21 protein-coding genes are annotated in these 17,299 nt (G+C 49.9%); 2 read left to right on the top strand and 19 right to left on the bottom strand.

All coding sequences use genetic code 11. The annotated features are described in order from the left end of the window. Positions 1–50: 50 nt before the first annotated feature. From ltrA to EDD59_RS00650, 3 genes are all read right to left on the bottom strand, one after another. Positions 51–1,334 (bottom strand): group II intron reverse transcriptase/maturase, encoded by a 1,284-nt coding sequence (gene ltrA / locus EDD59_RS00660; RefSeq protein ID WP_132377905.1) that lies wholly within the window; start codon positions 1,332–1,334, stop codon positions 51–53. Between the two features lie 435 nt (positions 1,335–1,769). Then, positions 1,770–2,852: an amidoligase family protein gene (locus EDD59_RS00655; RefSeq protein WP_132377903.1), complete on the bottom strand. Its 1,083-nt coding sequence runs from the start codon at positions 2,850–2,852 to the stop codon at positions 1,770–1,772. An 18-nt stretch (positions 2,853–2,870) separates the two neighbouring features. Then, entirely contained in the window at positions 2,871–4,700 is a 1,830-nt protein-coding gene (locus EDD59_RS00650) for a VirB4 family type IV secretion system protein (protein WP_132377901.1), read from the bottom strand. Between the two features lie 159 nt (positions 4,701–4,859). Here EDD59_RS00650 and EDD59_RS00645 point away from each other — a divergent pair, with 159 nt between their 5' ends. Beyond that, positions 4,860–5,309: a SufBD protein gene (locus tag EDD59_RS00645; protein WP_128751608.1), complete on the top strand. Its 450-nt coding sequence runs from the start codon at positions 4,860–4,862 to the stop codon at positions 5,307–5,309. Positions 5,310–5,366: 57 nt separating this feature from the next. Here EDD59_RS00645 and EDD59_RS00640 read toward each other — a convergent pair whose 3' ends face one another. Genes EDD59_RS00640 through EDD59_RS00625 form a run of 4 tightly spaced genes read right to left on the bottom strand, consistent with a single transcriptional unit; the run spans position 5,367 to position 7,697 of the window. Then, on the bottom strand, positions 5,367–5,957 hold the full coding sequence (locus tag EDD59_RS00640; RefSeq protein WP_128751607.1) for a hypothetical protein: 591 nt from the start codon (positions 5,955–5,957) through the stop codon (positions 5,367–5,369). Further along, complete coding sequence (locus EDD59_RS00635; protein WP_128751606.1) at positions 5,950–6,219, bottom strand: hypothetical protein; 270 nt, start codon at positions 6,217–6,219, stop codon at positions 5,950–5,952. Before EDD59_RS00635 ends, EDD59_RS00640 begins: the two co-directional genes overlap by 8 nt. Positions 6,220–6,231: 12 nt before the next feature. Next, positions 6,232–6,798: a DUF7768 domain-containing protein gene (locus tag EDD59_RS00630; RefSeq protein WP_128751605.1), complete on the bottom strand. Its 567-nt coding sequence runs from the start codon at positions 6,796–6,798 to the stop codon at positions 6,232–6,234. Continuing rightward, positions 6,795–7,697 (bottom strand): conjugal transfer protein TrbL family protein, encoded by a 903-nt coding sequence (locus EDD59_RS00625; RefSeq protein WP_128751604.1) that lies wholly within the window; start codon positions 7,695–7,697, stop codon positions 6,795–6,797. The genes EDD59_RS00630 and EDD59_RS00625 overlap by 4 nt, the downstream gene beginning before the upstream one ends. 147 nt (positions 7,698–7,844) lie before the next feature. Here EDD59_RS00625 and EDD59_RS17655 point away from each other — a divergent pair, with 147 nt between their 5' ends. After that, complete coding sequence (locus tag EDD59_RS17655) at positions 7,845–8,015, top strand: hypothetical protein (RefSeq protein WP_165920825.1); 171 nt, start codon at positions 7,845–7,847, stop codon at positions 8,013–8,015. Positions 8,016–8,031: 16 nt separating this feature from the next. On the opposite strand, the gene EDD59_RS00620 is transcribed toward EDD59_RS17655, so the two are convergent. The 12 genes from EDD59_RS00620 to EDD59_RS00565 all read right to left on the bottom strand — a co-directional run bounded on the left by EDD59_RS00620 (position 8,032) and on the right by EDD59_RS00565 (position 17,276). Then, the gene (locus tag EDD59_RS00620) at positions 8,032–8,370 is read right to left on the bottom strand and encodes a DUF3852 domain-containing protein (RefSeq protein ID WP_128751603.1); all 339 of its coding nucleotides are present in this window, start codon (positions 8,368–8,370) and stop codon (positions 8,032–8,034) included. A gap of 82 nt (positions 8,371–8,452) precedes the next feature. Continuing rightward, on the bottom strand, positions 8,453–10,186 hold the full coding sequence (locus EDD59_RS00615; protein ID WP_128751602.1) for a DUF8193 domain-containing protein: 1,734 nt from the start codon (positions 10,184–10,186) through the stop codon (positions 8,453–8,455). Between the two features lie 68 nt (positions 10,187–10,254). Further along, complete coding sequence (locus EDD59_RS00610) at positions 10,255–10,791, bottom strand: DUF6550 family protein (RefSeq protein WP_128751601.1); 537 nt, start codon at positions 10,789–10,791, stop codon at positions 10,255–10,257. Between the two features lie 94 nt (positions 10,792–10,885). Further along, positions 10,886–11,431 carry a hypothetical protein gene (locus EDD59_RS00605; protein WP_128751600.1) on the bottom strand — a complete coding sequence of 182 codons (546 nt, stop codon included), beginning with the start codon at positions 11,429–11,431 and terminating at the stop codon, positions 10,886–10,888. After that, a complete protein-coding gene (locus EDD59_RS00600; RefSeq protein WP_128751599.1) occupies positions 11,428–11,823 on the bottom strand; it encodes a DUF4320 family protein in 396 nt (131 codons plus the stop codon). Before EDD59_RS00600 ends, EDD59_RS00605 begins: the two co-directional genes overlap by 4 nt. Positions 11,824–11,835: 12 nt before the next feature. Beyond that, positions 11,836–12,708: a type II secretion system F family protein gene (locus tag EDD59_RS00595; RefSeq protein ID WP_207670357.1), complete on the bottom strand. Its 873-nt coding sequence runs from the start codon at positions 12,706–12,708 to the stop codon at positions 11,836–11,838. A 2-nt stretch (positions 12,709–12,710) separates the two neighbouring features. Further along, a complete protein-coding gene (locus tag EDD59_RS00590) occupies positions 12,711–13,640 on the bottom strand; it encodes a type II secretion system F family protein (RefSeq protein WP_128751597.1) in 930 nt (309 codons plus the stop codon). Then, positions 13,637–14,989, bottom strand: a complete 1,353-nt coding sequence (locus EDD59_RS00585) for a CpaF/VirB11 family protein (RefSeq protein ID WP_128751596.1) — start codon at positions 14,987–14,989, stop codon at positions 13,637–13,639. Before EDD59_RS00585 ends, EDD59_RS00590 begins: the two co-directional genes overlap by 4 nt. After that, a complete protein-coding gene (locus tag EDD59_RS00580; protein WP_128751595.1) occupies positions 14,986–15,801 on the bottom strand; it encodes a CpaE/TadZ family protein in 816 nt (271 codons plus the stop codon). The genes EDD59_RS00585 and EDD59_RS00580 overlap by 4 nt, the downstream gene beginning before the upstream one ends. Beyond that, positions 15,802–16,620, bottom strand: a complete 819-nt coding sequence (gene cpaB / locus EDD59_RS00575; RefSeq protein ID WP_128751594.1) for a Flp pilus assembly protein CpaB — start codon at positions 16,618–16,620, stop codon at positions 15,802–15,804. It abuts the gene before it with no gap. A 16-nt stretch (positions 16,621–16,636) separates the two neighbouring features. Further along, a complete protein-coding gene (locus EDD59_RS00570; RefSeq protein ID WP_128751593.1) occupies positions 16,637–17,056 on the bottom strand; it encodes a prepilin peptidase in 420 nt (139 codons plus the stop codon). After that, positions 17,046–17,276: a DUF6133 family protein gene (locus tag EDD59_RS00565; RefSeq protein ID WP_128751592.1), complete on the bottom strand. Its 231-nt coding sequence runs from the start codon at positions 17,274–17,276 to the stop codon at positions 17,046–17,048. Before EDD59_RS00565 ends, EDD59_RS00570 begins: the two co-directional genes overlap by 11 nt. Positions 17,277–17,299: the final 23 nt, after the last annotated feature.

Raw genomic sequence — 17,299 nt, 5'->3', positions numbered from 1 at the left:
TTTTTTCTCCCCTCTCACACCACCGTACATGCCGTTCGGCATACGGCGGTTCAACATAACTTCAAAGCATGACGCTCATTATAATAGTCAAGACAGCTTACAAGTCCTGCTTTTGTTAATACCTTTTTGGAAATTGCTCTGTTAACACAGGTTTTGGTTGCGACCCAGTAATATCGGTCACCACAGTACGCTGTTAGCCGTGCGAGGTCTTTATCAATCCCAAGCTTCTGCAATCCCCACTGTCGTTTCTTCGGCGCTTTCCACTGCTTCCAGATAATGATTCTAAGTCTCGTTCTTAAGTGTGCGTCAATCTCTGTCATTGCTGTTTTCATGGAGCCGAGGGCATAGTAGTTTACCCACCCTCTTGTCACCTGATTGATTTTCACAATCTTGCCTGTGACTGTTCCAGGCATTTTCCTACAAGTCAGTTCTTTCAGCTTTCTCTTGAATTTCTTCACGGAATCCTGATGTGGTCTGCATTTCCATTCTTTTGCCTTGCTGTCCTTGTAGAATCCGAATCCAAGATATTTCAGCTTCTGCGGTCTTGTGATATGGGTTTTTGTCATGTTGACCTTTAATCCCAGTTTCCTCTGAATCCAGTCCGTCACTGTCCGCATGACTCTCTTAGCACTCGATTCGCTTCTTACTGCTATCACACAGTCATCTGCATATCTTGTGAAGCGAAGCCCTCTTGCCTCCAGCTCTTTGTCCAGTTCATTCAGCATGATGTTTGACAAAAGCGGTGACAGGTTGCCGCCCTGCGGTGTGCCGAGCTTTGTTTCTTTATATCCCTGCGGCGTCATGACTCCTGCTTTCAGGTATTTGCGGATAAGCGATTCCGTATCACCGTCGTTGATAATGTCGTGGACAAGGCTCATAAGCCTGTCCTGCGGTACGTTATCGAAAAATTTCTCCAGGTCGATATCCACTATCCACTCATATCCCTCATTCAGGTACATAAGCAACTGCCTGACAGCCATTTCGCAGCTTCTGTTCGGTCTGAAGCCATAGCTCCATTCCGAAAACAATGGCTCACACATAGGGCTTATTATCTGCACTATGCCCTGCTGGATTACCCTGTCCATTACGGTTGGGATTCCGAGTTTTCTCACTCCTCCGTCCGGCTTGGGTATCTCTACCCTCCTGACTGGCTGGGGCTTGTATTCCCTCCGCCTGATTTGCTCCCTGATACTTTCCCAGTTTTCTTTGATATAATCGCCGAGTTCTTCAACCGTCACATCATCTACACCGCCTGCACCTTTATTGGCGCAGATTTTCTTGTAGGCGGCGTTCATGTTCTTTTTGGATAGTATCTTTTCTAACAGTTCTGACATTGCTTTGTGTGCTTTCTCCTTTCCGTTTTCATGGATTCGCCCTAAGTTATGCAGTACCTGCTCGTCTACGTTTCGCCATTCCTGCTGTCAGGTATTCCATGAAGCATACATTTGATTACACGGTTACATTGTTCAGCCCTTCGGCTGTCGCCTACTATGGCCTCTGCTGACTTCTCATGGTTCGTTGTTACTACGGCTAATGAGACCGCCCATGAGACCTCACGGGATAAGCCTTCCAGTCTTTCCTCGTCTACCTGTCTGATTTACGCACATGGGTTACGGTTGCCTTTTGGACTTCGCTGCCTCTAGCCAGCTTATCCGCCATGTACGCCTTATATCAGGTTTCTGTTCGTCAGGCTACGATTTCGCTATCCCTTCTTCTCGCCTACACCTCGCGATGCAAACCTTGGGAGTCGCTCCGGGGTTCGTCGGCAACTACGCCCCTTGCGGACTTTCACCGCAGACTGACGGCATGCCCGTCATACTAGTAAAAGCCGGGGCATCTTCTGCCTCGGCTTCTGTTGGTTCGGGAGCAGTCGGCTGTTCTTCTTGGACTGCCTGCCGTGCCTGTTCCAGTTCTTTTTCTTTTTTCTGCCGCATCCGTTCCTTTTGTTTTTCTGCCTGTGCCGGATCACGCCAAGCAATGCAGCCGTCCAAATTCTTCAGTAGATGCTCACGGGCGGTCTTGAATTCATCCCCAATCAGCCCCAAACGCAGCAGCCAAGTGCGAAAGGTATATTTTTCATTGGTGGTCTGCGTCTTGGTTCGGCTGGCACAGCGCTGATTGAGCGCCTGTGCGGAAATGGCCATGCACAGCTGAATGTAGGCTTTGATTTTCCCGGCATGGGTGGTTCCGTTGAATAAGCGAAACTCCACCGTACCTTTCTGAAACACGCTGTGCAGGTTCAGGCAGTGATACCGGCTGTCATCGTAGTGGATGTTGCTGCGACTTTCACCGTTGTACCAAATGCGACCGACCTGATCCAGTGTCCGGGGTTTTCTGCGGTTCAATTCCTCCAGAAACCGATTATCCACCGGTTTGCACCAGCGGTGCTGTCTGGCCACCGACACCTGAAGCGCCTTATAAATCAAATCTTCCTTGGCGGCCATAATGTTGGTAATGTTCCGCAGGGTATTGGCATCAAAGGGAGAAGCATCCACATGAACATGGATGCCGCAGGAGCTGTTGGAAATGGCACCGGCCTCCCGGAGCTTTCGTACCAGCTCCTGCACTTTTTCGATATCCTCCCAGCGGCAGATAGGGCTGACCATCTCGGTTTTGTATTCATCCGATGCGGATACGGTCTGCCTGCCGGATTTTCTCTCCGGCGTAATACTGGCATCGCTCATGAATTTCCACTTGCGCCCTTGGGAGTCGATGGCGGCATAGGTGTCGTAATAGGTACCGTCATACACAGCCGATGTGCCGAAGTATGCGGCGGCAATGTCGGCGGCAGCCTTGCGGGTAATGCCGGTCAGCTCGATTTCAATACCGAAGCGCTGGGCTTTCATGTCCATTTTTTCTTTCACCTCCCATTAACGGCCACCCGCCTTTCCAAACAACTTCGCCTTATGCTCCGGAGCATTGACCATCAGGTTGTAACGCTCATTGCCGCATTTGTAGAGACACACACCACGCTGGGGGTAACGGATCAGGTTGTATTCACTCTGCTCCAACTGGAGGGTGTCAATATAAAACTTGGCATCAATATTTCCGGCATTGAACAGGAACTGATGGGTAGGAATGCTGAACAAGGGCTTGGTGTATTCCCGGATGCCCTCGATGTTGAAGTCCTCCAGATTCTGCGAGGCAATGATAACCGCCGAATCCTTTTTGCGCACACGCTTGGAAAAGTTGCGGACGTATTCCACGGCGGTGAGATTAGTGAGGAACAGGTAGAACTCATCAATGCTGGCGGCGGTGTTGCCGTTGGTCAGAAGCTCGTTGCTCATGTAGGACAAAATGTTGAACAGCAGGGCGTTTTTCAGGCTCTTTGAAGCCTGCAATAGTCCTTTCACACCAAAGGTGACAAAACTGGAATCGGTGATATTGGTATGTCCATCAAAAAATTTACTTTCTGCACCCTTGCAGATGGAGTGCAGCCCCAGCAGGATATTCTGCAGCAGCTCTGCAGTGTAGAGCTGGCGGCTGTTCTCGTCAAAGCCCTTATATTCTTCTTCAATCAGCCCATACAGGTCGGACAGGATGGGATAGTCCTTGGCAGTCAGCTGGTCGAATTTCGTGCTGTCGCTGATGCCGAACTTGGCGTACAGCTTCTGCAGCATGATTTCGATGGTGTCGATCTCCCGGTCGGAAAAGTCCTTGTAGGTACGGAAAAAGTCCTTGAGAAAGGAAATATGCTGACTGAGCTTGCTGCTGATGCGGAAGGTCTGTGGCGCATCCTTATCCTCCGTGCTGCCGTTTTCATCCCATGTTTTCGGTTCCAACACATTGATGATGAATTCACCGGACATGAGGTCGATGAAGCAGCCCCCAAGATTATTGGTCAGATCCTCGTACTCCATTTCGGGATCAAGGGCACACACATTCATGCCGGATTCCCGCAGATTGCACAGGATGAGCTTGAGAAGATAAGACTTGCCCTGACCGCTGTTGCCGAGAATCAGGATGTTGGCGTTGGTTTTGTCATCGGCTCGCTTGTTGAAATCCACCAGCACATTGCTGCCGAATTTATCCCGCCCTACATAGAAGCCGTTGGCATCCGTCTTACCGCTATAATTAAAGGGATAGAGGTTCGCCACACTGGAGGCCGGGAGAACACGCTCGAACTGGTCACGAAACACATTAAATCCGCTGGGCATCACGCACTGGAAGCCCTGCTGCTGGCGGAGGATCAGCCTGTCCACGTTGAGCTTGGAGCGTATCAGCTCGGTCATCACTTCCGTTTGGAGGAGCTTCAGCTGATCCAGATCGTATGCAGACAGCTCAATATACACAGCCGAGTGGATAAAAGGTTCCCGGTTCCGATGTGCCTGCGCCACAATGGTTGCCACATCCTGCAGATTGCTTTCAGCCATGACCGTCTGCTGCAAATCGTTAGTGTTGGATTTGCTCAGGCGGTTCTTATTGACGGCGTTGCTAATGATTTTCTTTTCCTCCACCGGGGTAACATGGCGGGTATAGATGCGCAGGGTAACGCCATCCTTTTCTCCCAAGTGGCGGAGGATTGCCTGTTCCTCGGTAGCGGTGGGGTATTCCCGAAGCGCCCAAACGCAGCGGTAGGTATTGCCGCAGATGAAGTGATCGGTGTTGAATTTGATCACTGAGGGGGCGATCATATCCAGAAACTCTTGGATTCTGGTATCCTCCTGCGGAGGGGATAGGGGCTTTCTTTTTCTTGCCATCGGCGTTTCTTCCTTTCTGTTTTTGATTTTAGGTATAGCGAAAGCCGCCACATTTGTGACGGCTTGTGAAAATTGGTTCATTTTGATAAAGGATTAAGGTATAATAATTAAACAATATACTTTTTTCTAAATTATATTTTCAATTAGGTGGTGAATGTGATGGGTAACATTCAAGAACTTGTTTCCGGGCTAAGGGACAAAAACGATAAATATGCATATCAATGCTTAAAACAGCTTGAGCTGGAAAGTATGAACTCGAATGCTGTATACCCTTATTTTGATTTATTTGCAGCTATGCTGGATGATCCGAATTCCTATATTCGAACAAGAGGTATCTTTTTAATTGCTGCTAATGCCAAATGGGATACTGACTACAAAATAGATGAAATTATAGATAATTATCTTAAGCACATTATGGATGTTAAACCGATTACAGCAAGACAGTGTATCAAATCTTTACCTGCCATAGCTAAGCATAAACCCGATTTAACAAGAGATATTTGTGATTCTTTACGGAAAGCAAATCCTCAAATTTATAAGAGCAGTATGCAATCCTTGGTTTATAAAGATATTCAAGATGCATTAAAAGCTATAACAAATTGCAAATAGTAAAAGAAGTTAAGAGTTTTCATTCTTAGCTTCTTTTACTATATTTACATTCTTTGCTCACTCATTCAAGATAATCCACCGCTCGCCATCGAAATCCTCGAATTTCTCGGTCGTGACATTCTGCTCAAAATAAACCGCAAGGATGCGCTTGATATCTTCTTTGTCTGCTCGTTTTACGGAAAAACCTTGCTCTTTCAGAGATTTTTCAATGCGGGACAGATACGGGAACACCTCTTTTTCCTTTTCATTCCACAGACGGATCAAGATCAAAAATTCCCTTGCGGTGGCCATCTGTACCTGTATCCGGTCAAGGAAGGACAGGTCTTTTTCCAAGAGCTGTCGCACCACAGGGTTCTGCTCCTGCTCGATGCGGCTGCGGAGGAACCGCTTGTTGTCCTCGAAGTTCTCCCGGCTGTTCAGGCACAGCATCTCAATCTCAGCAATGCCTTTCAGCACCGTCATCAGAGCATAGATGCGGGTGCTGATGCTGGCCTCCGACAGCACCGATATGTTGCTGGGCTTGATGATAAAATACACCAGCTCTCCATGCCCGTAGGTCTTGAGGCTGTAATCGGTGATTTCCTTGGTGTCAATGAGCTGCCGAGTGGAGGCTCGTTTTTTGGCTTCTGCTTTATCATTCCTACGCATTGGATGTATACCTCCATTCATAGAATTGCTGCTTAGTAATAAAAAAAGCACAGGCATACCGGATAAAATCCAGAATGCTTGTGTCCTCAAAGCGGATAGTTAAAAAGGCATAAACAGCGGTCAGCACGATGGGAGGCACAAAACCCAGCTGAGAAAGCGCAAGCACAGAGAGAAGCAGCGCCACACCGATGATGCCGATATCCCGCAGCTGCCACAGCCATAAAGTCGCCTTTGCCCTTAAGTGGTCGGGGTAGATATACATAGGCCTCCTCCTTTACATCCGTATGGAAAAACCGGAGCCTTGATTCAGCTCCGGTTCCATTTCTTTTGCGGCATAATTCACATTGGGGGAATAACAGGATTCGTTCAGCTGCTTGGCGTAGCTTTCGGCCTGTTCCATCGTATCAAACTCGATAGGCTTGCCACCGTGCTTACACCAGCTTTGGGCGGCTCCGCACACCGAACCGGCGCTGCGCATCGCCCATACTCCATATTTTTTATTCATCGAAATACCTCCTTGGATTTGTTCTGCGGATATTTCCCGGACGGAAATACCCAGCTTTTGTGCTTCCTTAAGCTCCATCGCCATACCGGTGGAAATCCGACTGCCGCAGAGCCACAGCTCATCACAGGCCTCCAGCACACGATGCCCCATTGAGAGTCCTGTAGCTCTCTGCACAGGATCGTTATCGTCCAAAAACTGTGGATACAGAAGATGCACAGCTACTGGTGTATAATTCTGCTTCATCGCATAGCGGCAGGCTGCCTTAGCAAATTCGACATTATTTTGCACATCACCAGCGTATGGCGAACAGATATAGACCAGTTTATTCTCGTTCATTTTGCCACCGCCTGTACTACTGTTTTAGTCATATTCACTGCGGTCTGCGCCGCATACATGGTACTCATGAGGTTGGCTTTGGTTGAGGTATCCAATCCGAACTGACCGGCAATGCGGGGAATTTCACCGGCAGCCAGCATCAGTCCAAGACCCAGCAGAGCATTGTCTTTTACCACCATGAGTCCGGCAATCAGCACCGTTGCCTGTAGAAATGCCGTAAGGCACAGGCCGATGACCTGCTTGCTCCACGACACAAAGCCGTCAATATATCCACGGGGAACACCGAACATATACAGGCTCCCCACGGCAATCTGAATGAGCAGGATACCGCCTCGCTTCAGGTTGGCAAAGAATACCTTAATGACCGCATAGCCCATGAGGATTAATATAAAGATCATCATGATGGGACTGGTGATCGCTTTCAGGCCGCCGAACACGTTGCTGGTCATGGCCTGCTCTAAATTTCCCGCATCCTGCAGGGAAGCGATGATGCCTTGGGCTACCGTGCCGAAGTCGGTTCCAAGGCCGGTAATCCCGGCAGTGAAGCTGCCTTGCAAAGACACCGACAGCTTATACAGTTCCACTGGTACCGTAGTGAACAGCCCCACAGCCATAAATCCCTTGATGGCGTTGAGGGCGGTATCCTTGATACTGCCTCTGCCGGATTGATATTCGATTCCACATTCAAAGACCGCCACCACAAGACCGACACCGTATAACGCCCACGCCAGATAGGAAAAGAACAATACGATAGACTGTACCCAGCTCATTTCGAACAGGTCGGCTCCCATGTTTCCCATCTGCATAAAAAAGTCGCCGAGGAAGCCCACAATCTGACCGTAGATCCAATCCACAATCTGACCGAGGACAGTGTCGGCGACAAAATCCCATATGAACATTTGAATTTCACCTCTTTCATAACCTCCGCTACCTCCCAAGCACTGGCTGGTTTTTGTTCTCTGATTTATGACTTGACAATCCGCTTTTTCAGAGCTTTAATACCACACAACGGAGGCCGCCGAAATAATGTTAAAGGAGGTACTTGTGTGGCTGATTACAAAAAACTCTATTATAAAATGTTTAATGCAGTAACCGATGCCGAGAAGCTTATCTCTCAGGCCGCTTGTATAATGCGCACTGCCCAGCAGGAGTGTGAGAGAATATATATGGATGCAGACGAGACACCACTGCGCCTGACAGATAAACCGGAGGAATAAATATTTACTTTTACAGTTACATCCCCAGCACTTGCCAGATATATAATGGAGCCGTCAGTGTAAACACCAGGCAGGCGAACAGGATTGCCGGAGCCGCCCATTCAAATTGACCGTGCTTGCGATAATCAAAATAAGCGGTGCCCAATTTGGCAAAGAAAAACACCGCCAGAATCAGGTCGATGGCGGGGAATACTACCTTATTAACCACGGTTTTAATCTGCTGGGAAGCGGTATTCCACGTTCCCTCAATCGCCCCGGCTACATCACCGGTTCCCGCTGCATATGCTGTTGTGCCAAACATCAGACACAGAAGCAGAACCACGCACAGAAGCATTGCAATTCGATTCGATTTCATTGACTTTCCACCTTTCTTCATAGGGTTGAGAATGGCAAGGCCGCAGCTTTCGGTTCGCTGCGGCCTTGTTTTTTCTCTGTTTTTAATTGGGTTTCTGAGGCGCAATGTGCCAGTCGCTCCACAAATTATCTCGGATGGTTACGCTGTCCGTGAGGTTTATTGAAAGCATCCCAGCGGGTGACCAGCAATCAATCAGCCATGTGTACGGCTCATATTTTCCATCCGGAAACCAAATCGGTGAAAAATGAGTTCTGCGGTTGTAGGTGCTGTAGGGATTCTTCTGAAACTCAAACCGGGAATTGTAGCCGGAACTCATGCGTTCCAGCAGCCTCCAGTAGGTTTGATACCCGAATTCCGGGAAGTAGGTCACCGCATTCTGCGCCCCAGTTACCGCCGAGGACTGGTTAGTGCTGACTCTGGTAGAAACCGTCTGATTGATGCCGTAGCCGGATTTCATGGTTTTGCCGCTTGCGGTGGGGCTTTTGTCATCCGGCTGGATTGCCATGCTTGCCGAAAGGCTGGCCTGATACCGGTCAAGGTCAAACTCCCACCAGCCCTCATCGACCCATTCACCGTCATCCTCCCAATGACCGCTGCCATCACCATCGCTATACCAGTTCCAGTCACTGTGCCATACCCAATGCTCCTGCCACCAAGGGCGCCAGACCGTCCAGCTGGCAGAAGTCTGCTGCGGATTGTTTGGAACAGCGGACTTTCTAAAGCTATCATTGCGATCATCTGCCACGGGATTAGGTGGCAGATTCTTATCAAGGTCAACGATATTTATATTAATTGTCGCCTTGCTGGAGCTGCCGCCTCCAGACACAGAAACTGTGATCGTCGTCTGCTGCGGGGTGCTTGGCGTTGTCCATCGTATCCACGCCAGCTGGCTGTCACCATCGGGATAATAGATATTGCTAACCCGGTAGCTTCTACCATTCACATAAAAGATAGCGGATACCGGGTGATCCGGATCGCTTTGACCGCCGCTAACTGTGATTGCCGTGATAACCTCGGTATTGACCCGATATTCGTAATCATACACGGAAACCTCCGGCGACTCGCCGGGCATATCCTTAAATCGCACGATACCAAGGCCGAGAGCCGCCTTAATATCCGCATTGGATGCAGCTTTGCTCCGGCTTCCTGACCATGCCGGGTAGCTAAGATCCGCCACCTCCAAAAACATGGCAAGGGGCAGATTTTTATGGGAAAGAGATACCATTCTCTTTCTCAGAAGGCCGTTTACCTGTTCGTCATACATGGCGGCTTCCGTAGCCGTGGTGGCAATCATAACACCCTCAAATTTGTAATAGGCGATGGGTTCCAAAAGTAGCTTGTACTCGCCGCTGATTAAGGTATCAAAGTCCATTCCTACAAGACCCGAAATAGAACGAATGACCTGTTCATCAGTAAAATAGCTTTTAATGGCGGCAATGTTGTTGCTGCCATTGGTGCTAATGATGCGAGGCAACGATTGTGCAGGATTAAGAAAAGAGTAACTCTGGCCGCTTGGACTTAATGAAGAACCCCTTGAATATGAAAGTTTACTGACTTTACCAAAGTGTAGCCTAATATTAGTAGGTTTTTTATTTGTTAGATCTATAGGTGTTGTAACAGAAGCATGATCACTTGCCCTAACCACCGTTACCCGCACACCCTCATTTCCCGGAGTCCATGAATTGGTGCTGGTACCATCGCCCATGCCACCGCCACCTCCGTCCACATTTCCATCCCCGACCGCATAAGCCGGTACAGCATACAGGGAGGAACACAGTAGGGCAAGTACAAGCAAAATACTAAATATTCGTTTCATACAGCGCCTCCTTTGCAAAAGAAAAAGCACAGCATTTCTGCTGTGCAATCCTTTGAATTATTTTATATCTAATTCATTTCCCCGATCTTATTACCGTTTTCATACATATCATCTGCAGTCGAACCTTGCCCCTCACCAACATCATCGATCCATCCGAATCCAGGCACATAAATTTTACCATCCTTTGTTTCACCACCCTGCGGCTTGCTTTCGGATGAAGCCGGTTTCTTTTCCGTATCCTCCGGCTTGTATTCTGGCGGCTTGGACGGGTTGGTGGTATCCGCATCCTTTGGCAGCTCAGGTTTTGCGGGAGCTTCCGGCTTTACCGGATCGGATTGGAGCTTCTGCTCCGGTAGATCGGTTTGGGGCGGCAGCATTTCCGAGCTTTCCGGCTCCGGTGTGGGCTGCGGAGAAACGACCACCTCTTTTTTCTCTGTGTTATTCTGTATATCAGGAGCTACATCCGAAGAGCTGACCGGCTCCTGTGAAGAAGCATCCGGCCTCACGGGTTCCTTGGTAAACTGCATCCCGATGGCAATCACAAGCGCAAGGCCGATAAGCGAAGCGCCTGCAATGGTAAGCCTTCTTTTTATTTTATCATTCATATTGAAAACCTCCTTTGGCAGTGTGAATATTATCTTTGTGTATGACACACCATACTATAATTTTTCTCAGAAGTCCAGATACTTTCCTGAACAGTTAAAACACCTCGGTATATCCCGCCTGAACCTTGAGCTTGATTTTCATGGGAGCCAGCTCCTTGCCACCAAAGTAAACGGGAACCTCCAGCCAGATCACCGCATCCGCTTCAAATCGCTGTGCGTTTTTTGGGTAAGACGGAGCCAGCGGCGCATTGCGGATGGTGACATCCAAACGGGAGAGCTTGTATTCCAAAGCATCCCCAGCATATTTCACATGGCTGTCGCCCACAGCTTCCATGCCGAGGACACCGTCCATGTAGCCGTAAATGTCGCCGGTGTTCACGCTATAGGAAAAAGAGGAGCCGTCCGGCTGGTAGCCGCCGCTGTAGCCCTCCCGCACGCCGTGATACACATCGGCATAGTTGTCGTTGACCGTCACGATGATGGCATCCTCCAAGGCTTCTTTTACACCGCTGGCGATAATATTCAGCCGAAAATACTCTATCACGCCACACAGGATAATCACAAGAGCCAGCGTAATGGCTACCACCAAAGGGAAGCCGTTCCCGGCCTTATCCCTGAGAATGTATTTTAGCTTGTTCATTTGTGATACACCTCGCTTTTCCCGGAGGCTTCCGAGCGCAGGGTAATGGGGAACGAACCAAACCCGCCGAACAGTCCGATGTTCTTCTCTAAGGTCAAGGTCACGGTGATTTCCTCGTTCAGCTGGATATTGCCGGTCTTTGACCATGAAATCCGGGGACTCAGCCCGGTCTGCTCGGTGAGAACCGCTACACGACGGCTGGTTTCACTGCCCACCCTGCCGGAGATTTCCGCTTCCCGGCACAGCTCGGTGGCGTAGGTATCCAGCTGATTTTTAACGATGAACACCGGCAGCACCTGCACGGCCAGTGCAATGACCAGCATGGCGCAGAGGACAAGAACACACACATCAATATATCCCTCGCCACGTTTGGATTTTAAGATCTTCTTCATGCTCACCCCTCCCTAAAACATCCCGCCGAGGGATTTGATGATCTCATAGGCGATGATGGCCAGATAGGTAAAGAGAAAGCACATCAGCATGAGAAAGGAAAACACACGGATTTTGGGCGGTATTTTCTGCGCTTCACCTTTAAGGCGCTGCAGCTCCAGCTGTTTGAAATCATGCGCCAGCATCTGAAAATACACCGTGCTGTCATCCCCACGCAGTACACCGATAAGGCCTCGCACCACGTCCGAGAGCATGGGCGAATTGAGTCTTGCCTCAAACCGGGTAAGGGCTGCCTCGTAGCTGGAGGAACGCATATCCGCTGCCAGCACGGTCAGCTCTCCGGCAAAGGCTTCTCCGGCGTTTTTTTTGTAGTTCTCTACGATGGCCAGCACATCACGGGAGGCTTTCAGCTCCTGTTCGATGTTGGCAACAAAACGGGGCAGTTCCTTTTCCACGGAGGCTCGCTTTGCGGACAGCCTTTCGTCTGCCTTTTTAGTTTCCTTAAAGTACACCATGACCGCAAGGAACACCACCACCGGCACCAGCAAGGGAAAGATTAATCCTGCCGGGATTGCCAGCAGCAGAATCACACCGGATTTCACCAGCGCATAGGCCTGATAGGCCTCCGGCTCCATGTTCATACCGGTGGCTTTCAGCACATTTTTCAGCCGATGCTTGCGGTACTCGTCCATGCGGATATATTTAGAGAGCTTTACCGCCCAAGTCATGAGATAGGTTTCCAAGCTCCTTGCTGCTTTTTTCTCTGATCTTGTAGTATTCAGCATAGCCTTAGCAGTGCTGAGGTACGGTAGGTGCAGCACATCCAAGAAAATAAAAAACAGCCCTGCCGCCAACGTAATTCCAAATAAAAAAAGTAATCCCATCACCATCACCTCCTGTATTCTATGGGCTTGGTAAGCCGGATCACGCAGGCCGTGGAGATAAAAATAAGAGCGGCGCTGATTGCCAGAATGATCTGCCCCAATGGGGTGTGCATCAGCGTGTCGTACCAGCTTTTGTTCAGGAGATACATGAGGGGAACATTGCCGATGACAAAGATGACCATGATGATAAATTCCTTGCGGGGTTCAAATACGAGATATTCCAGCTCGCCGTTCACAATCCGCATATCACTGAGCTTTGAAACGATGGGAGTCAGGGTGCTTTTCAAGCTGCGGTCATGCTGGCAATCACATAGGGCATCGCACCATTCCCGGAATACTTCGTTGTCGATTTTGGTGCGCAGCACCCTGATGGCCTCCAACACATCGGGATCAATCAACTTGACCCGCAGGACAAAGTCCTTGAACACCTGATGCACCGGCGGGTTCAGGTAGTGGAGATTTTCCTCTACTGCTGTAAGGATATTCTCACTTCTCAGGTAGGCTGTGGTGACAATGGACAAGGCTGTTTCCAGCTCGGCAGCAATGTCCTTTTTGAAATGGCTGGCGGTGAGCTGCACATACCAAAAAGGCAGCATCATAAAGCCTGCCGCCATCACCGGAGCCAGAAATAAGTTGCCCATCACAATGGCAATAGCGGCACCGATGGCAAAAAGCAGCAAAGAGCAGGCGCAAATCAGAGAAAAGCGATTGCTCCTGCCGGTCATGGCCAGCACCTCCTGCGCCATATGAATTTGCTGTTTCAGAAATCCCGGCTTTTGGCGGCGCTGTGCCGCTTTGATCTCATCCTTGATAGATTTCTTTTCTCTGGTGAGAAAGGAAAACAACCCATCGGTGAATTCCATCGGTTTTAGGCCGATGAGTAGAAAAAAGCCTGTAATCATACCGATACAGGCCAGCAGTTGAATGGTTGTCATATGGATATTTGCCCCCCTTTCTTAAGAAGATTGATGCGTTCCTGCGGCATACCATTCTCTATCAGCCGTTTACACAGGCTGTCGGATATGGGATTAACCGTTACATGGTGTCCGGTAATATAAAACTGATTGTTTTCATAGCGATTTTCGGTAATCTCGTACCGGAACAGGGTGCGGTAATGGCGGCTGTTGTCCGGCAGGATTTCGCACTCCATAATTTCCATGAGCCGCCTTTGCTTATTTTCCAGCTGCTTGCAGAACACGATAATGGGATAGGCCTCGGTCACATAGCCCATGAGGGTTTCATCCGACATATCCACCGCTCGCTTGCAGAGGGAAACCATACGGCGGTAGGTGGATTCGCAGGAGTTGGAATGGATGGTGGTAACCACCGCCACACCGGTGCGGGCTACTTCCTGTGCAGCATTGGCCTCCGCACCACGCATTTCGCCTACCACGATAATGTCGGGGTTGAAGCGCAGGGAGATGTCCACAAGGTCAATCTGCTCAATACGGTACAGCTCGTTCTCGCTGTTGCGGGTGAGGGTATGCACTACGGAATTGGTGACCCTGCCGTCCTTTTCCCGGATGAGGGAAAGCTCCCGGCTGCCGTTTTCAATGGTAAAAATGCGCTTGTTATCGGGAATGGTGGTAAGCAGCCAGCCTGCCACGGTGGTCTTACCGCTGCTGGTGGCTCCCGCAATGCACACCGAAATGCCGTAGCGGATGCACTCCGATAGAAAATCCAGCATTTCAGCGGTTGCCGTACCACCGTTTATAAAATCCTCTTTCTCCATGTTATTGGGGTTGACGATACGGATGGAGGCGGCAGCGCCTACGCTGGCATCCACAATGGGGCTTTTCATAACAGCAATACGGATGTTTTCTGCAAGAGTACCGACCACCAGAGGGGATTGGTCATCCAGAATGGTACCGGACACATGAAGCATCCGGCGCAGCACATTGATACAGTGTTGGGGGCTGTCGAAGTGTTCCCGCAGCTTTTCGCAGCGCCCACCGGCGTACTGGATTTCAATATCCCGCCAGCTGTTGATGTCGATTTCTTCGATGTCGTCAGCAAAGATGTACTTGGTAAGAAAGGAATACTCAGCCATTTCGGTATACAGGGCATCCACCAGCTGCTGCTGTGTCATGCCTTTTACCGCCACACGGCTGTCCTGCACAAACTTGGCGATATACCGCTTGATATGCGCCTTGGCTTCGGCAGCGTTGCCGTCTGATAGCAGTTCGCTGTGCTGCCCGGATATATGCTCCTGCACCTGTTGCAGCACACTGTGGAAATCCTCAGTTTCCTGCTCCGGTGAAAAAAACAGGTTATGCCTGCTCATACCTCGAACACCTCCTTTGCTATTTTTTCGATTTCCCTGCGAAAGCCCCGGCTGTCTTTCAGGGACAAGTCAGCGAATAGGTTTCCGGCCAGCACCTGAGCCTCCAACTCCGGGGAGTGCGGCAGAGTAAATACAGCACTGCCCAGCACCTGTTCCATGTTCTGACTGGCTTCATTGGATTTTACATTGCTGACTGCCTTATACATCTTGTCAAAGTCAAACCCGGCCATCCGCAGATACTCCTGCTGGCTGGACAGGTAACTGACTGATTTTAAATCGCAGTTTATGAGCCGCAGCACCGCATCGGCCTCCAGAATGGAGATGGTGGACAGCTCGTCAAAATAGATGGAGCTGCCACAGTCGATAATGACATGGCTTTCCATGTCACGCAGCACTTCGATAAGCTGTTTTATCAGAGCCGGTGTAACGGGAGGATAGCAGTTTTCGTTTTCTCCTTTTTGCAGACCGATGACCGCCAGATGGTTCATGCGCTTATGGGTATTGCAGTTGTTTTTCACCAGCGATTCGGTAACGGAATTGGCGGCAAGAATACTTCCAAGGGAATGGCCGCCCTCTAAATCACCGGGCGGGCAGATGCAGGGGATCATAGGCGTGGTGCAGTCGCATAAAAGCAGCACCACATTCTTTTTTCTGTCTGCCAGATACTTGGCCAGTTTGACCGCCACCGTGGTCTTGCCGCAGCCGGGGCTGCCCCAAATTGCCAGTACCTGTGCGGCGTTATCCGGTTCTATCTCCGGAGGCTCTATGTTGTCCTTGCGGCTGAACAGACCGCCTTTTTTGAAGTTCAGCATTTACTCAGCCCCGCTTTCCACCGGTGTATTCGCAGGGGCTTCCAGCTGGCTGTTATCCTCGCTTTCCTGAGTTTCCGGCTTATCGGGATACAGCTTGGAAAGCACCAAGTCCTGCGCCTCGGTAAACTTTGCCGCATTTTCCTTGCTGCCACGGTAAACGAGGGATACATGAAGGGTTCCGTCTGCTTCCAGCTCGGCAAGGCTTTTGCTCTGCTCTGGTGTGACCAGCAAAGTGACGGTGGCAGGCAGCTCCTTTTCATCTGCATCCACGGCTTCTTTCTGCTCGACCGTATTGGCATCATAGCCGCTGCCTGCTGTGACGGCGATGACCTCCACATACTGCAGCTCCGGCGGAATGACTGTCACGCCCTGCTTTTTGTAATCTGGAGCAACGATTGACACAATATCTCCGGAAATTAGTTTGCCGGACAGCCCTGCGGCAAAGCTCTTAACCGATACAGAAATCGCCTGTTTTTCTCCGGTCAGATTGTAGAGATAGGCGTTTTCCGCAGCAGGGGCATCGACGATTTTGGAGCTGATGATGTAATCTCCCGGCACCAAATCAGCGGAGGCAAATTTGCCGATGATCGTATCCGTATGTCTGACAACATCCTCCGGCAGATTGTAGCCGCCCACCTCTACGGTTTGCACCATGTCTTTGGTGATGGCTTCCCCTATTTTGATGGGCTTTGCCACCCGCACAATTTCGGTTTTTTTGCTGATGCTCTGGTTAAACAGCGGCGTTACGGCAAAGCAGATCAGCAGGGACAGCACAATGCAAATCACGCCAATAACCGTTCTATTCTTAAAAAAACTCATGGTTTGATTTCCTCCCTTAAATGAAGTAAGCGAGCAGACAGCCCGCCGATAAAAAAGGTGCAAGAGGGAAGGCGCTTTGCGCCTCCCGTCCTTGCACCTTGCAAATAATCCGATACACTGCCACGTAGAGTAGCAGCAGGCTTAACCCTGCAGTTGTCGCAAGCAACCCTTTTGGAAGCCCCAGCACAAGACCACAGGCCGCCATCAGCTTGATATCTCCGCCGCCCATGCCACCGCAGAATATTGCTGCCGCTAAAAACGGCAGGGCAACAAGGATTCCCAGCATTTTAACTGGTGTAAAATCCAATATGGAAACAGTGGCAATAGCAATACTAATCCAGTTGGGAACAATGCGTTTCGCAAAGTCAATCGCCGATGCCGAACACAATAGGGCAATAAAAAAGACCGCTTGCGCAGCGGCCAGCTTATCCGGCATAGTTGAACATTTCCTTGATACGCTGGGTGAGGGTGGGCAGCACGGTCTGGTCGAAGAGCAGATACAATCCGGCCAGCACCAGAGCACCGATGACAACCGCCATTAAAATCTTAATTGCGGTATCTACGAAGCCCTCCCCACGGTTGTTGGTGAGCGGCGTTCTTGCCCTGACTGCCAGCATATTTGCCTTATGAGTAATCTTGTTCATTATTTTTTTCATTGTGTTTTACCTCCAAAATGTTT

The organism is Muricomes intestini (assembly GCF_004346165.1).
In the GTDB taxonomy this organism is placed as follows: Bacteria; Bacillota; Clostridia; order Lachnospirales; family Lachnospiraceae; genus Muricomes; species Muricomes intestini.
The sequence above is the reverse complement of the archived record's forward strand: the minus strand, read 5'-3'. Positions and strand labels throughout refer to the sequence as shown.

Bases quoted from the DNA above. Each gene is read 5' to 3' on its own strand.
- ltrA (WP_132377905.1), bottom strand. From the start codon at position 1,334: ATGTCAGAACTGTTAGAAAAGATACTATCCAAAAAGAACATGAACGCC.
- EDD59_RS00655 (WP_132377903.1), bottom strand. From the start codon at position 2,852: ATGGACATGAAAGCCCAGCGCTTCGGTATTGAAATCGAGCTGACCGGC.
- EDD59_RS00650 (WP_132377901.1), bottom strand. From the start codon at position 4,700: ATGGCAAGAAAAAGAAAGCCCCTATCCCCTCCGCAGGAGGATACCAGA.
- EDD59_RS00645 (WP_128751608.1), top strand. From the start codon at position 4,860: ATGGGTAACATTCAAGAACTTGTTTCCGGGCTAAGGGACAAAAACGAT.
- EDD59_RS00640 (WP_128751607.1), bottom strand. From the start codon at position 5,957: ATGCGTAGGAATGATAAAGCAGAAGCCAAAAAACGAGCCTCCACTCGG.
- EDD59_RS00635 (WP_128751606.1), bottom strand. From the start codon at position 6,219: ATGTATATCTACCCCGACCACTTAAGGGCAAAGGCGACTTTATGGCTG.
- EDD59_RS00630 (WP_128751605.1), bottom strand. From the start codon at position 6,798: ATGAACGAGAATAAACTGGTCTATATCTGTTCGCCATACGCTGGTGAT.
- EDD59_RS00625 (WP_128751604.1), bottom strand. From the start codon at position 7,697: ATGTTCATATGGGATTTTGTCGCCGACACTGTCCTCGGTCAGATTGTG.
- EDD59_RS00620 (WP_128751603.1), bottom strand. From the start codon at position 8,370: ATGAAATCGAATCGAATTGCAATGCTTCTGTGCGTGGTTCTGCTTCTG.
- EDD59_RS00615 (WP_128751602.1), bottom strand. From the start codon at position 10,186: ATGAAACGAATATTTAGTATTTTGCTTGTACTTGCCCTACTGTGTTCC.
- EDD59_RS00610 (WP_128751601.1), bottom strand. From the start codon at position 10,791: ATGAATGATAAAATAAAAAGAAGGCTTACCATTGCAGGCGCTTCGCTT.
- EDD59_RS00605 (WP_128751600.1), bottom strand. From the start codon at position 11,431: ATGAACAAGCTAAAATACATTCTCAGGGATAAGGCCGGGAACGGCTTC.
- EDD59_RS00600 (WP_128751599.1), bottom strand. From the start codon at position 11,823: ATGAAGAAGATCTTAAAATCCAAACGTGGCGAGGGATATATTGATGTG.
- EDD59_RS00590 (WP_128751597.1), bottom strand. From the start codon at position 13,640: ATGACAACCATTCAACTGCTGGCCTGTATCGGTATGATTACAGGCTTT.
- EDD59_RS00585 (WP_128751596.1), bottom strand. From the start codon at position 14,989: ATGAGCAGGCATAACCTGTTTTTTTCACCGGAGCAGGAAACTGAGGAT.
- EDD59_RS00580 (WP_128751595.1), bottom strand. From the start codon at position 15,801: ATGCTGAACTTCAAAAAAGGCGGTCTGTTCAGCCGCAAGGACAACATA.
- cpaB (WP_128751594.1), bottom strand. From the start codon at position 16,620: ATGAGTTTTTTTAAGAATAGAACGGTTATTGGCGTGATTTGCATTGTG.
- EDD59_RS00570 (WP_128751593.1), bottom strand. From the start codon at position 17,056: ATGCCGGATAAGCTGGCCGCTGCGCAAGCGGTCTTTTTTATTGCCCTA.
- EDD59_RS00565 (WP_128751592.1), bottom strand. From the start codon at position 17,276: ATGAAAAAAATAATGAACAAGATTACTCATAAGGCAAATATGCTGGCA.